Origin of the sequence: Bradyrhizobium sp. UBA2491, assembly GCF_002341725.1 — a bacterium.
Lineage (GTDB): Bacteria > Pseudomonadota > Alphaproteobacteria > Rhizobiales > Xanthobacteraceae > Bradyrhizobium.
This window is the reverse complement of the sequence record NZ_DDOP01000102.1, coordinates 1-14,039: the sequence shown is the minus strand read 5'-3', so window position 1 is coordinate 14,039 and position 14,039 is coordinate 1. Positions and strand designations below refer to the sequence as shown.

General features: G+C 65.3%; 13 protein-coding genes. 5 read left to right on the top strand and 8 right to left on the bottom strand.

The window, feature by feature from the left end; translation table 11 throughout:
• Window positions 1–2: 2 nt before the first annotated feature.
• The 3 genes from B2W55_RS33200 to B2W55_RS33190 form a co-directional block, all read right to left on the bottom strand.
• The gene (locus B2W55_RS33200) at window positions 3–959 is read right to left on the bottom strand and encodes a branched-chain amino acid ABC transporter permease (protein ID WP_371412399.1); all 957 of its coding nucleotides are present in this window, start codon (window positions 957–959) and stop codon (window positions 3–5) included.
• On the bottom strand, window positions 959–1,876 hold the full coding sequence (locus B2W55_RS33195; protein ID WP_024578963.1) for a branched-chain amino acid ABC transporter permease: 918 nt from the start codon (window positions 1,874–1,876) through the stop codon (window positions 959–961). The genes B2W55_RS33200 and B2W55_RS33195 overlap by 1 nt, the downstream gene beginning before the upstream one ends.
• Window positions 1,877–2,138: 262 nt before the next feature.
• Complete coding sequence (locus tag B2W55_RS33190; RefSeq protein WP_024578962.1) at window positions 2,139–3,311, bottom strand: ABC transporter substrate-binding protein; 1,173 nt, start codon at window positions 3,309–3,311, stop codon at window positions 2,139–2,141.
• A 373-nt stretch (window positions 3,312–3,684) separates the two neighbouring features.
• Here B2W55_RS33190 and B2W55_RS33185 point away from each other — a divergent pair, with 373 nt between their 5' ends.
• On the top strand, window positions 3,685–4,233 hold the full coding sequence (locus B2W55_RS33185) for a hypothetical protein (protein ID WP_024578961.1): 549 nt from the start codon (window positions 3,685–3,687) through the stop codon (window positions 4,231–4,233).
• Between the two features lie 91 nt (window positions 4,234–4,324).
• On the opposite strand, the gene B2W55_RS33180 is transcribed toward B2W55_RS33185, so the two are convergent.
• A complete protein-coding gene (locus tag B2W55_RS33180; RefSeq protein ID WP_024578960.1) occupies window positions 4,325–5,215 on the bottom strand; it encodes a sigma-70 family RNA polymerase sigma factor in 891 nt (296 codons plus the stop codon).
• A 20-nt stretch (window positions 5,216–5,235) separates the two neighbouring features.
• The gene (locus B2W55_RS33175) at window positions 5,236–5,544 is read right to left on the bottom strand and encodes a hypothetical protein (RefSeq protein WP_024578959.1); all 309 of its coding nucleotides are present in this window, start codon (window positions 5,542–5,544) and stop codon (window positions 5,236–5,238) included.
• A gap of 259 nt (window positions 5,545–5,803) precedes the next feature.
• Here B2W55_RS33175 and B2W55_RS33170 point away from each other — a divergent pair, with 259 nt between their 5' ends.
• A complete protein-coding gene (locus B2W55_RS33170; protein WP_024578958.1) occupies window positions 5,804–7,078 on the top strand; it encodes an NAD(P)/FAD-dependent oxidoreductase in 1,275 nt (424 codons plus the stop codon).
• Between the two features lie 83 nt (window positions 7,079–7,161).
• Window positions 7,162–8,826 (top strand): tannase/feruloyl esterase family alpha/beta hydrolase, encoded by a 1,665-nt coding sequence (locus B2W55_RS33165; RefSeq protein WP_024578957.1) that lies wholly within the window; start codon window positions 7,162–7,164, stop codon window positions 8,824–8,826.
• Window positions 8,827–8,838: 12 nt separating this feature from the next.
• Here B2W55_RS33165 and B2W55_RS33160 read toward each other — a convergent pair whose 3' ends face one another.
• Window positions 8,839–9,789 (bottom strand): helix-turn-helix domain-containing protein, encoded by a 951-nt coding sequence (locus B2W55_RS33160; protein ID WP_024578956.1) that lies wholly within the window; start codon window positions 9,787–9,789, stop codon window positions 8,839–8,841.
• Window positions 9,790–9,938: 149 nt separating this feature from the next.
• Between B2W55_RS33160 and B2W55_RS33155 the strand changes: the two genes are divergently transcribed.
• Window positions 9,939–10,604 (top strand): isochorismatase family protein, encoded by a 666-nt coding sequence (locus B2W55_RS33155; RefSeq protein ID WP_024578955.1) that lies wholly within the window; start codon window positions 9,939–9,941, stop codon window positions 10,602–10,604.
• 86 nt (window positions 10,605–10,690) lie between these two features.
• Here the strand turns inward: B2W55_RS33155 and B2W55_RS33150 are convergent, their stop codons facing one another.
• The gene (locus B2W55_RS33150) at window positions 10,691–11,917 is read right to left on the bottom strand and encodes an ABC transporter substrate-binding protein (RefSeq protein WP_043855453.1); all 1,227 of its coding nucleotides are present in this window, start codon (window positions 11,915–11,917) and stop codon (window positions 10,691–10,693) included.
• Between the two features lie 34 nt (window positions 11,918–11,951).
• Window positions 11,952–13,157, bottom strand: coding sequence for a cytochrome P450 (locus B2W55_RS33145; RefSeq protein ID WP_024578953.1), 1,206 nt, complete (start codon window positions 13,155–13,157; stop codon window positions 11,952–11,954).
• An 82-nt stretch (window positions 13,158–13,239) separates the two neighbouring features.
• On the opposite strand from B2W55_RS33145, the gene B2W55_RS33140 reads away from it, so the two are divergent.
• A complete protein-coding gene (locus tag B2W55_RS33140) occupies window positions 13,240–13,764 on the top strand; it encodes a MarR family winged helix-turn-helix transcriptional regulator (protein ID WP_024578952.1) in 525 nt (174 codons plus the stop codon).
• Window positions 13,765–14,039: the final 275 nt, after the last annotated feature.

The following is a 14,039-nucleotide window of genomic DNA, read 5'->3' as shown; positions in this document are numbered from 1 at the left end:
AGCTAGACACGGCGCATCCTCCCGAGCAGGCCCATGATGCCGCCGCGCGCGAACAGCACGATCAACAGCAGCACCGGACCGAGGATCAGGCCAGAGAACTCGGTGAACTGCGACAGCAGCTCCTCGAGCAGCAGATAGACGATCGCGCCGACGACGGGGCCGAACAGCGAGCCCATGCCGCCCAGGATCACCATCACCATCAGGTCGCCGGAGCGGGTCCAGTACATCACGGCCGGGCTGACGAAATCGGTGTTGTTGGCGAGCAGCGCGCCGGCGAGCCCGCAGATCGTGCCTGCGATCACGAAGCACACCAGCCGGTAGCGGTTGGCATGGAAGCCGATCGCCTGCATGCGCTGCTCGTTGGAGCGGACGCCCTGCACCACGAGCCCGAACCGTGAATTGACGATGCGCCAGATCAGATAGAGGCCGCCGAACAGGCAAGCCAGGCACAGATAATAGAACTGGTTGCGGTCCGACAGATTGATCAGGCCGGCGAAGTCGCTGCGCTTGTAGACGGTGAGTCCGTCGTCGCCGCCGTAACGCGACAGGCCCGACGCGATGTAATAGGCCATCTGCGCAAAGGCGAGCGTGATCATGATGAAGTAGACGCCGCGGGTGCGCAGGCTCAGCGCGCCGATCACCAGCGCGAACAGCGCCGAGACGACCAGCGCCACCGGCCACTGAATGAAGCCGGAGCCGATGCCCTCGGTGGCGAGGATGCCGACGGCATAGCCGCCGATGCCGAGATAGGCGGCATGGCCGAAGCTCATCATGCCGCCATAGCCCATGATGAGGTTGAGGCTCGCGGCGGCCAGCGCGAAGATCACGATGCGGGTGAACAGCGTCAGGATGAAGATGTTGCCGGTGACGGCCGAATAGGCCGGCAGCAGGATCAGGGCGACGCACAGCAGCGCCGCGACCGCATTGGAGGCATTGAGCTCTCGCGTTATCCTGGGCATCATCGCTTGGCCGCCGGGAACAGCCCCTCGGGCCGCAGCACAAGGATGATCGCCATCAGCAGATAGATCAGCATCGAGGACAGCGCCGGCGCCGCGGTCGAGGCCGCCGCCCCGCTCAGCACCTTGCGCAACAGATCAGGCAGGAAGGCGCGGCCCATCGTGTCGATGATGCCGACGAACAGCGCGGCCATGAAGGCGCCGCGGATCGAGCCGATGCCGCCGATCACGATGATGACGAAGGCCAAAATCAGGATGTTCTCGCCCATGCCGATCTGCACGGTGAGGATCGGCGCCTGCATCAGCCCGGCAAGGCCGGCGAGCGCGGCGCCAAGCCCGAACACCAGCGTGAACAGCAGCTTGATGTTGATGCCGAGCGCCCCGATCATCTCGCGGTTGGAGGCGCCGGCGCGGATCAGCATGCCGACCCGGGTGCGCATCACGACGAGATAGAGCATCGCGGCAACCGCCAGCGCGACCGCGATGATCATCAGCCGGTAGGCCGGATAATACACGCCGGGAATGATCTGGATCGGCACCGTGAGCCAGGCCGGCAGCGGCAGCGCGAGGCCGGCCGGGCCCCAGATCAGCCGGACCGCATCGTTGAAGAACAGGATCAGGCCGAAGGTCGCCAGCACCTGGTCGAGATGGTCGCGGCCATAGAGATGCCTGAGCGCGGCATATTCCAGCACGATGCCGAGCAGCAGCGTGGCGCCGAGCGCCAGCAGCGCGCCGAGCACGAAGCTGCCGGTCCAAGCCACGAAGGTCGCCGCGAAATAGGCGCCCATCATGTAGAGTGAGCCGTGCGCCAGGTTGACGAAATCCATGATGCCGAACACCAGCGTCAGGCCGGCCGCCAGCAGGAAGAGCAGCAGGCCGAATTGCAGGCCGTTCAGCAGTTGTTCGACGACGAGGTACATCGTGAGGCTACATCATCCCTAAAAAAACAGCGGCAGTGCATGTTCACCGCCGCGTCGCTCGCTGCGTGTTCTCCCTCGCCCCGCTCTTGCGGGGCCGGGACGAGCAAAGCTCGCCCTGAGCGGGTTGGGGTGAGGGGCTCTTTCAACGAGTCGAATTCGCGGAAAAGAGCCCCTCACCCGATCGCTTCGCGATTGACCTCTCCCCGCAAGAGCGGGGCGAGGTGAAGAGAAGCAAGCCGCGCGCCAAAACGGCGTCCGGCGATCACTTCATCGAACACTTGTCGTGGAATTTATCCTGGTCGTCCTTGACGATGGTCGCCACCGTCTTCAGCGAGAGCTGGCCGTCGGCGTCCTTGACCACGTCCTGCAAATAGAAATTCTGGATCGGGATGTGGTTGTTGCCGTATTTGAACGGGCCGCGCAGCGACTTGAAGTTGGCCTTCTCCATCTCGGCCTTCATGGCGTCCTTCTTGGTGAGGTCGCCCTTCACCGCGACGACGGCGCTGTTGATGAGCTGGGCGGCGTCATAGGCCTGGGCGCCGTAATAGGTCGGGCGCAGGCCGGGATACTTCTTGCGATAGTCCTCGACGAACCTCTTGTTCTCGGCGTTCGGCAGATCGTTGACCCATTCCTGCGCGCCGGGAATGCCGATCGCATTGTCCTTTTGCAGCGGCAGCGACAATTCGTCGATCGTGAATGCGGTGTAGAGCGGGATCTGCGCCTTGATGCCGGCCTGGGCATACTGGTTCAGGAACTGGACGCCGGCGGCACCCGGATAGAACACGAAGATCGACTCGGCCTTGGAATTGCGTGCCTTGGTCAGCTCGGCGGAGAAGTCGAGTTGGCTCGGCCACACCGTGTATTCCTCGCCGACCACCTCGCCCTTGAAGGTGCTCTTCACGCCCGCGAGCATGTCCTTGCCGGCGGCGTAGTTCGGGCCGATCAGGAACACCGACTTGACGCCCTTCTGGTTCATGTAGAGGCCCATCGCGGCGGGCGTCTGGTCGTTCTGCCAGGAGGTCGAGAACACGTAAGGCGAGCACAATTCGCCGGCGAGCTGCGACGGACCGGCATTGGCCGAGATCAGGAAGGTCTTGCTGTCGACCGCGGTCTTCAGCGACGCCAGCAGCACATTCGACCAGATGTAGCCGACGATGAAATCGACCTTGTCGGACTGCACCAGCTTCTCGGTCTTCTGCTTGCCGACGTCAGGCTTCTGCTGGTCGTCCTCGTAGATCACCTCGACCGGCTTGCCGTCGATCTTGCGGCCGAGATGGTCGAGCGCAAGCTCGAACGAATTGCGCATGTCGTTGCCGATCACGGCAGTCGGACCACTGAAGGTCGAGACGAAGCCGATCTTGACGCTGTCAGCCGCGATCGCGGGCTGCGCCAGCGCCAAAGCCATGGCGCCTGCCAGCCAAAATGCCTTTTTCATATCCACTCCCCTCCTCAACCAAAGATCCCGCCGGCGCCGATCAGGAATGGCCCGGGGGTCACGCTTTGCGCGCGTCGTTCTGTGACGTGTTTTGTGCGCGATATCGCAAGTCCGCAGCAAGCATGAACCGACGGCACTGCATTAGAACCTTCGGCGCATACCCCAGCACCTTGCATCATAATTCGTCCAATTCGACCGTGGCAAGAAATATAATGCCGGTTGCGTAGGCAACGATTGTCGCAGGCTCCGCCGCACTGCAACAGGCTTTAGTCATTCGGTAAAGCGATCGGAAACCACAGCCCGGCAAGCGCCGCCGGACTTCATGGTCCGGAAAGCATCACCGGGCGACGCTGCCGCCAAAGGGGTGCTTCACATGCTGAATTACATCTTCGGCTTCAATGCCCGGATGGGCCGGTTGGCGTTCTTCTTCTGCAGCTTCGTGACCGGCCTCGGCTTCCTGATGCTGGTCTACGGCATCACGGGCAATGCACCGGCGAGCGGCAGGACGGACGTGCTGCTGGCGCAGGCAGCGAACAGTCCTGCCTTGATCCTTTCCTTCTATGGCATGCTCGTGATCTGCTTCATGTTGCAGTCGATGCGGGTGCGCGACATCGGATGGGATCCTGTCTGCGTGATGGCGGCATGGATCGCCCTGATGGTGCTCGACAGGGCCGTTGCCGGACGATTTCCCGAATACGCGTTGACCTATCAGCACACCACGACGGTGGTCGGCGCAGTCGTCAATGGCGTGATGAACCTGGTCCTGACGTTCTGGCCGGGCAACGGCCGTTCCGACGAAGCGTCGTCCGTGCCGCGCGAGAGCGGCGGCGACAGCATGTTCGAACGAAGCAGCACTCCCGCCACAGCCGGCAGCCGCATGGCGCGCATCGCCAGCGGCGAGTTCGGCGGCAAGACGCGGTAGCGGCTAATCTCTCCGCTGTCGTCCCGGCTTTCGCCGGGACGACACTGAGATTGTGGAACAATCACTGCGCCATGCACGGACGGTCGGCCACCTACCCCCGATCCACCGCCCATTCGGCGCCGTCGATCGCATAGGGCGCGTGGCGGAAATCCCTGATCGCGGCAACCTTGTCCGCCATCCAGTCGAGCAGCATGAACGATCGCGGCGGCGCATCCTGTGCGCCCGGCTCGAACACCAGGATCGCGGGACGTCCTTCGACTTGTCCGGTCTTGAGGTGCCAGTCATCGATCTTGGCATAATTGCCGAAATAGCGTGACACCTCGGCCTTGCCGTTCAGCCGTGTCCGGTTGACGAGTTCGAGCCTGACGTCATCGGCGATCATGGCGCGGATGGCGTCGAAATCGCGGGCGTTGAAGCGGCTGACATAGGCGTTCAACCTGGCGCGATCGCCCGGCGACAGGCCCGGCCGCGGCGCATCGTCAGGCTCGCGGGCGAACGCACGCAGTTGCGTGCGCCCGCGGTACAGTGCTGCCTTCACCGCCGGCAGGCTGAAATCCATGATGCCGCAGACCTCCTGCAAGGAACAGCCGAGCACATCCATCAGGATCACGCTGGAGCGCTGCGCCACCGGCAGGCGCATGAAGGTGCGCAGGCTGCTGGCGGCGATCTCGCGGCGGCCGACATCGTCGAGCTCTCCGGCCATCATGTCAACCTCCTCCGACGAGTGGAGCGCGTCCTGGCGGTTGCGCCGCCTGAGGAAATCGAGCGCGGTGTTGTGCGCGATCCGGAACAGCCAGGCTTCCGGGTTCTGGATCGCGGCCGCGGAGGCGAAGGCCTCCACCGCCTTGATCAACGCATCTTGCAGCACGTCCTCGCCATCGATGACCGATCCGACCATGCGGGCGCAGTAGCGATGCAGCCTTGGCCGCATCGCCACGAGCAGCGCGTCGACCTCGGCCGGCGCTTGGGGTGGTGACGTCATGACGGCTCCGCCAGATCGTGTCACGGTTCGTCCAGCATACGATAATTGCCGACAATCACGGCACTGCGAACCAGCGGCGGTTCGGCGCAACGATCGCGGATGCCGTCCTGGAAGGCCTGGAACGCGGCGAGTTTCGGGATCGGGCTCGAGCCGTCGTCGGCCACCGTCTCGACCATGTGGATGAAGGTGTCGTCCTCCAGCCGCAGGGTCAGATAGCGCACGCCGTCGGGGCTCGCCGCCTTCAACTCGGCGAACACAGCCGCAACCAGCGCGGCATTCGTCTCCGCCGCCTCCGGCTTGGCCTTGTACCTGATCAGGGTCCGTCGCATCGCAACCTCCTTGGTTCGGCGGCCTGAACCGGCCGCGTCAGCCCCAAGGACGTTCGCGCGCCGCCAAAGGATGCGGTCCGGCAAAAATAATTCGGGCCGCTGTATGTTCAGCCTCGGCTCGGCCCGTCGGCGATACGATACGTGAAGGTGCAACGATCGGGTTTTGCTATCGGGCGATCAAGCAATTCAACTTGGAATGAGGCCACGAATGATTACATAATCAGACGACGAAGCCGTTCGAAACCGAGGGCGACATCCGATGACGCAAGCGCCGGCCAAACCTCATCGCGTGGTGATCGTCGGCGCCGGCTTCGGCGGCTTGGAAGCGGCTTTCGGTCTTGCGGGCGCGCCGGTCGAGATCACGCTGATCGACCGCCGCAACCATCATCTGTTCCAGCCGCTGCTCTACCAGGTCGCAACCGCATCGCTTGCCACCAGCGAGATCGCCTGGCCGATCCGCTATCTGTTGCGCGACCGGCCCGAGGTGACGACGCTATTCGCCAATGTCTGCGGCGTCGACGCGGCAGCGAAGCAAGTGCAACTCGATGATGGCGGCAGCATTCCCTATGACACGCTGATCCTCGCCACCGGCGCGCGGCACGCTTATTTCGGCCATGACGAATGGGAGCCGTTCGCGCCCGGCCTGAAGACGCTGGAAGATGCCACCACGCTGCGGCGGCGCATCCTGGTCGCCTTCGAGCGCGCCGAGCGCGAGACCGATCCGGAGGCGCGCGCCGCGCTGCTGACCTTTGTCGTGGTCGGCGCCGGTCCGACCGGCGTCGAGATGGCCGGCACCATCGCCGACCTCGCCAAGGACACGCTGCCGCGCGACTTCCGCCACATCGACACGCGGATGGCGCGCGTGGTGCTGATCGAGGCCGGCCCGCGCGTGCTGGCAGGTTTTCCCGACGATCTCTCCGCCTATGCGCAGCGCGCGCTGGAGAGCCTCGGCGTCCAGGTCGTACTCGGTGAGCCCGTCACCGAATGCACCGCCGACGGCGTGGTCTATGGCGGCAAGCAACTCGCGGCGCGCACCATCGTCTGGGCCGCCGGCGTGCGCGCCTCGCGCGCCGCCGAATGGCTCGACGCACCAGCCGATCGCGCCCAGCGGCTACAGGTCGAGCCTGATCTCACCGTGCCCGGCCATCCCGAGATCTTCGCGGTCGGCGACACCGTCACCATCAAGGATGCCGACGGCAATCCGGTGCCCGGCATCGCGCCGGCCGCCAAGCAGGAAGGACGCTACGCCGCCGCGCTGATCAAGGCGCGGCTCAAGGGCGAGACCTTGCCGCCGTTCCACTACAAGCACGCCGGCAGCCTCGCCCAGATCGGCAAGCGGCTCGCGGTGATCGACTTCGGCAAGTTCAAGCTGCGCGGCGCGCTCGCCTGGTGGATCTGGGGCATCGCCCACATCTACTTCCTGATCGGTCTACGCAACCGCCTCAGCGTCGCGCTGAGCTGGCTCTGGGTCCACGCCCGCAACCAGCGCGCCGCACGGCTGATCACGCAGGGCAGCAGCAAGGTCGCGCAGTAGGCGCATATGCCCGGCGCGGCTTGTGCGCCAGGGCGGCGCGTGAAATACTTGCCAAAGCAACAATAATGCCCGGGGAGGAAACGATGCGGATCGATGCGCGCGCATGGGCGCTTGCGGCTTCGCTGGTCACGCTGGCGTCATGCGGCTCGGTGGCGTCCGCGGCGCAGATGACCGGGGATTCCGCGGCAACCTGCAACGGCCTTGGCGGCCCCGCCGATGGCGCGGTCAAGATCGACACTGCCACGCTCCAGGCGCCGACGCCGCTGTCGGTTACCGAGAAGGCGCCGACACCTGCCAGCCGTATCGTCCCGGCCAATCCGGCCTTCTGCAAAGTGCTCGGGCATATTGATCCTGTCGACCCCAAGGCGCCGCCGATCAAGTTCGAGGTCAATTTGCCGGTCGAGTGGAACGGCCGCTCGCTGCAATATGGCGGCGGCGGCTTCAACGGCGTGCTGATATCGGGCCTCGGCCTGCCGCCGGCCTATCCGTTCGACAAGGCATCGCCGCTGGCACTCGGCTTCGTCACCGTCGGCACCGACTCCGGCCACGAGCAGAAGCCGGGTGAGCCGCCGCAGCAGTTCGCGCTCAACGACGAGGCGTTCGAGAATTTTTCGCACAAGGCCTACAAGAAGGTGCACGACGCCGCACGGGTGCTGACGGTGCGCGCCTACGGCAAGCCGCCGGCGAAGACGTATTTCATGGGATCGTCCGAAGGCGGGCGCGAGGCGCTGACCATGGCGCAGCGTTACCCGGACGATTTCGATGGCATCTTCGCGCGCGTGCCCGTGATCAACTGGGTCGGGTTGCAACATGCCGGCACCCGATCCGGCCTCGTCACGATGGGCGATGGCTGGATCAGGCCGGCGCAAGTCAAGCTCGTCGCCGACGCCGTGCTCAAGGCCTGCGACAGGCAGGACGGCTCGGACGACGGCTTGGTGCAGGATCCGGTCGGCTGCAAGGCCGCGTTCAAGCCGGCCTCGCTGGCCTGCGCTGCGGGCCAGAGCGGCGACGACTGCCTGACCGACAAGCAGATTGCCGCGATCGAGACCTTGCATTCGCCGTACAAATTCTCGTTTCCGCTCGCCAACGGCCTCGACGACTATCCGGGCTGGGGCGTGTCGGGCGAGAATACGCCGGCGTTCGGGCCGACCGGCGGCTGGAAGGCCTGGTGGCTCGGCACCACGGCGCCGGCGCAGCCGCCGGCTCCAACCAATGGCATCGCCTGGATCTACGGTGCCGGCGGCATTCAATATGTCTTCGCGCGCGATCCGAAACTCGACGTCACGACCTACAAGCCCGAGGACCACAGAGCGCGCGTGCTGGAAGTGTCCGCCCTGATGGATTCCACCAATCCGGATCTCAGCCGCTTCCACGCCCGCGGCGGCAGACTCGTGATGCTCGAACACATGGCCGACTACGCGCAAAGCCCCTATGCCGGCATTCGCTACTTCGAGACTGTCGAGAAGACGCTCGGCAAGGACAAGGTCGCGGAGTTCGCCAGGCTCTACACCGCCCCCGGCGTCGACCATGTCGGCTCCGGCGCTCCGGCCAATGTCGACATGCTGGCGGTGCTGGTCGACTGGGTCGAGAATGGCAAGGCGCCTGGCGATCTCGTGGTGCGCGAGCAGAAGACCGAGGCGCCGAGCTTCGACACGATCCGCGCGCTGCCCTTGTGCCGCTGGCCGGCGTGGCCGCATTACAAGGCGGGGCCGGTCACTGAAGCGGCGAGCTTCGCCTGCGCGCCATGACGGGAGGGCGGGTTACCCCATCACCTGATGCGGTGAACGGCCGAACGCGGCCTTGAAGGCGCGGCTGAAATGCGAAACGTCGCTGAAGCCGAAGCTGAGCGCGACATCGGTGACGCTGCCGAACCGCCGTTCGGCCAGCGCCTGATAGGCGCCGGCGAGGCGCTGCTGCCACAGCCAGCGGATCGGCGTCGTGCCTTCGCGCGCGAACAGGCGGTTCAGCGTGCGCGGCGCGATGCTCTGCGCCGTGGCGATCGCATCGAGATCGAGCTCGGGATCGTCGAGATGAGCCAGGACATAGGCCTTGACCCGCGCCAGCCGGTCGTCGCCGTGCCGGGGCGCATCGTCCGTCAGCTCCGTCTGGAGCATGGTCGCGAAAATATCGAGCGCGGACGCCCCGAGCCGGATTGCCGCAGGCCCGGCTTCGTCATCGAGCCGCGTCAACCGCCGGATCAGTGACCCGGCCAGCGCGCCGACTTTTGACGCGTGACCGATCCGCCGCGCCGTCAGGCGTTGCGCGTCCGGCAGGCGCGCGAGCAGCAGCGGCCGCGGGATCGACACCATGATCGACCGCGCGCTCGGGGCGAATTCGAGCGCGAATGGCTGCGCCTGATCATGCAGCATGAGATCGCCGCGGCGCATCTGCACCTCGCGTCCGCCCTGCGCGAAAGAAACCTCGCCGCGCAGCGTGAGCCACAGCATGAAATAGTCGCGCGGATCCCGGCGCACGTCGCTCGCGCTGCGCATCACCCGGATGCGGTCGGCAGCCGGCGTCGACGACCAGATGTCGTTGATCGCAAGCGGGCCGAAATGGCGGATCGAGATCGATGCGGCAAACGCCTCGTCCGCGACGCGGCGGCATTCGGTCAGCGAGAATTCGCGGCAGGTGACGTGGTGCCAGCGGTCGAAACTGTCACCCGGCGCGACGAGCGTCTGCGCGACGATTGCGTGATCTGGGGTCTGCATTGGCCTTGCTCCCGCCCAACCCGGCAGCGGGATATTCTGCGTCCCGTCCCCGGTTCTGGCAAGCAGAGTCCAGCGATTGGCCCGTACAGCCAAGAACGACAGCGGGAACCGGCGTAGAAAATGTCTCCCACCCGGAGAGGAGACACCACATGGGCTATCAATGCGACGTCATCGATCCCAGCAAGACCGTCATGATCGTTGTCGACATGCAGAACGATTTCGTGGCCGAGGGCGCCAAGCTGCGCTCCGCGCAGGCCGCCGCCATGGTGCCCCGCCTGGCGCAGACCCTGAAGGCCTGCCGCGACAAGGGCATCCGCGTCATCTACACCGCGCATGTGCATCGCCGCGACGGCAGCGACATGGGGCTGTACGACGATCTCTATGGGCCGATCGCCGACCGCTCGTCGCTGGTCGACGGCAGCGCGGGCGTCGAGATCTTCAATGACCTCGCGCCGGCGCCGGGCGAACATGTCATCAAGAAGCACCGCTACAGCGCGTTCTTCGCCACCGACCTCGACCTCATCCTGCGCGAATGGGGCATCACGACAGTGATCATCTCGGGCACCACGACCGAGAACTGCTGCCACGCCACCGCGCGCGACGCCATGTTCCACAATTACAAGGTCGTCTTCCTGTCGGACGCGACGGGCACGTTCGACTATCCCGATGTCGGCCAGGGCGCGATGTCCGCCGAGCAGGTGCATCGGGCCACGCTGACGATCCTGGCGTTCTCGACCGCACATGTGATGACGGCCAGCGAGATGCTGGGGCGGGTGAAGGCGGGTGATGGAGCGGCGAGTTCGAAGGCGGCGTAGCGACGAGGACAACTCTCGCGCAACGAACTCGGCACGCCTCTCCCCTTGTGGGAGAGGTGCAGCGATCTGCGTGGCAACCAACCTGCTCACTTCACCAGCGGACACCCGCCATCGGCCAGCGGGCGGAACGCCTGCTCGGCCGGGATGGTCGCGATCAGCTTGTAATAGTCGTAAGGGTATTTCGACTCCTCCGGCTTCTTCACCTCGAACAGATACATCGGGTGGATGACGCGGCCGTCCTGGCGGATCGTGGTGTCGCCGAACAGTCTGTCCTTGCCCTTGAAGGTCTTCATCTGCGGCACCACCACCTTGGCGTCGTCGCTGCCGGTGGCGGCGACCGCGTTGAGGTAAGCGAGCGTCGCGGCATAGACGCCGGCCTGGTTGCCACTCGGCATCTTGCCGTTCATGCCGGGGCGCGCGGCGAAACGCTTGGCGAAGGCACGGGTGTCGTCATTCATGTCCCAGTAGAAGGCTTCCAGCAGTTGCAGGCCCTGCGCCACCTTCAGGCCCATACCGTGGATGTCATTCACGAACAGCAGGAACGCCACCATGGTCTGGCCGCTCTGCTGGATGCCGAACTCGGCCGCCTGCTTCACGGCATTGATGGTGTCGCCGCCGGCATTGGCGAGGCCAATCACCTTGGCTTTCGAGTTCTGCGCCTGCAACAGGAAGGACGCGAAGTCCGAGGTGCCGAGCGGATGCTTGCTCGATCCCAGCACCTTGCCGCCATGCTTCTCGATGTAGTTGGTCGCTTCGGCTTCGATGCCCTTGCCGAGCGCGTAGTCGACGGTCACGAAGTACCAGTCCTTGCCGCCGCGCTGCATCATCGCGGCCGCGGTGGTGTTGCCGGTGGCCCAGGCGTCGTTGACCCACTGGATGGTATTGGGCGAGCAGGCCTTGCCGGTGAGGTCGGAGCTCGCGGTCGACGAGGCCAGGAATGTCATCCTGGAGTCGCGCAGGATGGTGTTGATGGCGAGGCCGACCGCCGAGTTCGGCACGTCGACGATGGCATCGACGCCTTCGACGTCGAGCCATTTGCGCGCGATCGCAGAGCCCACGTCGGCCTTGTTCTGGTGATCGGCATAGACGATCTCGACCTTGATGCCCTTGCCGCCGCCGTTGAAATCCTCCGCGGCCATGCGCGCGGCTTCCACCGAGCCCATGCCGTTGGTGTCCTGGAAGATGCCGGAAATGTCGTTCAGCACGCCGACACGCACGACATTGTCGGAAATCTCCGCATGTGCACTGCCCGTAGCGCAGGCCAATGCCAGCGCAAATCCAACCCCAAATCGTCCAATCCCAAAGCCCCTCATCCTGTCCCTCCCTCGCGTTGCTCCACAGCCGGCGTCAAGCCGGCGTGATTTCGACCGGCAGGCTCTCGAGCCCGCGTAGCGTGTTGTTGAACAGGCGTTTCGGCTCGCCCGTGATTTCGATCTTCGCGACACGGCGCGCCAAGGCCGCCATCATCACCTCGCCTTCGAGGCGGGCGACCAGTTGACCGACGCACATGTGGATGCCCGAGCCGTAACCGACATGGCCCGAGGTGCGGCGCGTGATATTGTAGCTGTCGGGCTCCTCCCAGCGACGCGGGTCGCGGTTGGCCGCGGCGAGGAACATCAGCACCTTCTCGCCCTCCGGGATGGTGACGCCGCTGAGCTCGATCTCGCGGGTGGTGGTGCGGAAGAAGGTCTGGACCGGACTTTCGAACCGCACCGCCTCCTCGAAGGCATTGCGCGCCAATGTCGGATCGCCGCGCAGCTTCTCGAACTGGTCGGGAAAGCGCGCCAGGCAATAGACCGCGGCACCGATGCCGTTGACGGTGGTGTCGAGGCCGGCCGACAGCAGCGAGCGGACCAGCAGCGGCGCTTCGGTCTCGGTAATGGCACCGCTATCGACATGGGCATGGATGCAGGCGCCGATGCCGCCGGGGGTGAGGTTGTCGCGCTGGCATTGCTCGGCGACATAGGCTTGATGCGGCGCCGAGCGCCGGATCGCCTCCTCGCGGAGCTGGTTCGGCGGGCCGAAGGCGTTGAACACCAGGCTCGCATAGGGCAGCAGGTGCTCGCGGCCCTCCGGCTTCAGGCCGAGCGCATCGGGGAAGATCGACAGCGGATAGGCTTCCGCAAGGTCGGTGATCGCGTCGAACCTGCGCTTCTCCAGCAGCGTGTCGACACAAGCCTCCGCCGCGGCGGCAAACCGCCCGCGAAGCTGCTTCATCACGGTCGCCGACAGCACCGTGCTCAAGACGGTCCGGGTCCGGGTATGGGCGGGCGGATCGGCCTCCAGGATCAGGCTCGCCGGCCGCCACGGCTTCTCCTTGGAAAAGTCGCTCAGGCCGACGCCGCGGCTGGAGCAGAACGTGGCGGGATCGTTCAGGACGGCATAGACCTCCGCATAGCGCGCCACGCCATAGACATTCCACTTGTCCAGATAAACCACCGGCCCGGCCTCGCGCAGCCGCTCATGGGTCGGGAACGGATCGGCGAAGAAGTCGAGCGCGAACGGATCGACGTCGAGATGCGTGGCGGCAGCCGCACCGGTTGTTGCAGTCATCGGGACCTCCCGAGGTTTGATCTTGTCAACACGGGCAGCATGTCACTTGCTCCCGAACGGTTTCGCAGCGATGATTTGAGAAATGAGCAGCCAGCCCCTCCCCCGAAAGCCCCGCCGGCCGAAACCGGCCGATCCCGCAGATGCCATCGATGGCCCGCTGCTGGACCTCAACCGCTATGTGCCGGCTTTCATCACCTTCATCGGCAACAAGCTGTCGAACAGCGCCACCGCATTTTACCAGAAGAATTTTGGGGTCAACGTCACCGAGTGGCGGATCATCTCGCAATTGGCGATCGAGCCGGGAATTCCGGCCTCGCGGATCTGCCAGGTGATCGGCTTCGACAAGGGCCCGGTCAGCCGCAATCTCTCGGCGCTGCAAAAGCGCGGCCTCTTGACGATCCGCACCGCGCCGGACGATGGCCGCACCCATTCGATCACGCTGACCGCGCGCGGCCGCGCCATCCACGACAAGGTGATCGTCGCGGCGCTTGAGCGCGAGCGGCGGCTGCTGTCGTGCCTGAAGAAGGATGAGCGCGAGGTGCTGATCGACCTGCTGCGCCGGCTGCACGAGAATCTCGGCGCCGTGACCGGGCAAAGCACGACCTGACCGCATAGGGGCGCCCTGCGTCCCCGCGGTATTCGTCCGGTCTTCCATGCGTGTCGCTCGCGCGCTGCTGCGCAACATGATCCTCCCAAATGCGAGGCCGTTGACCGGCCCTGTCTCTCTGGATGCGGAAACTCGCACAGCTTAGTTGCTATGGCAACTAAAAACGCGAGCACGTGCGGCGTCAGGCCCCATGCCGGGACTAGCGACGTCGCCCTCAGGTCAGGTGGGCACGCCGCTGGGGCTCCCTCCCCCCTTGCGGGGGAGGGTTGGGGAGA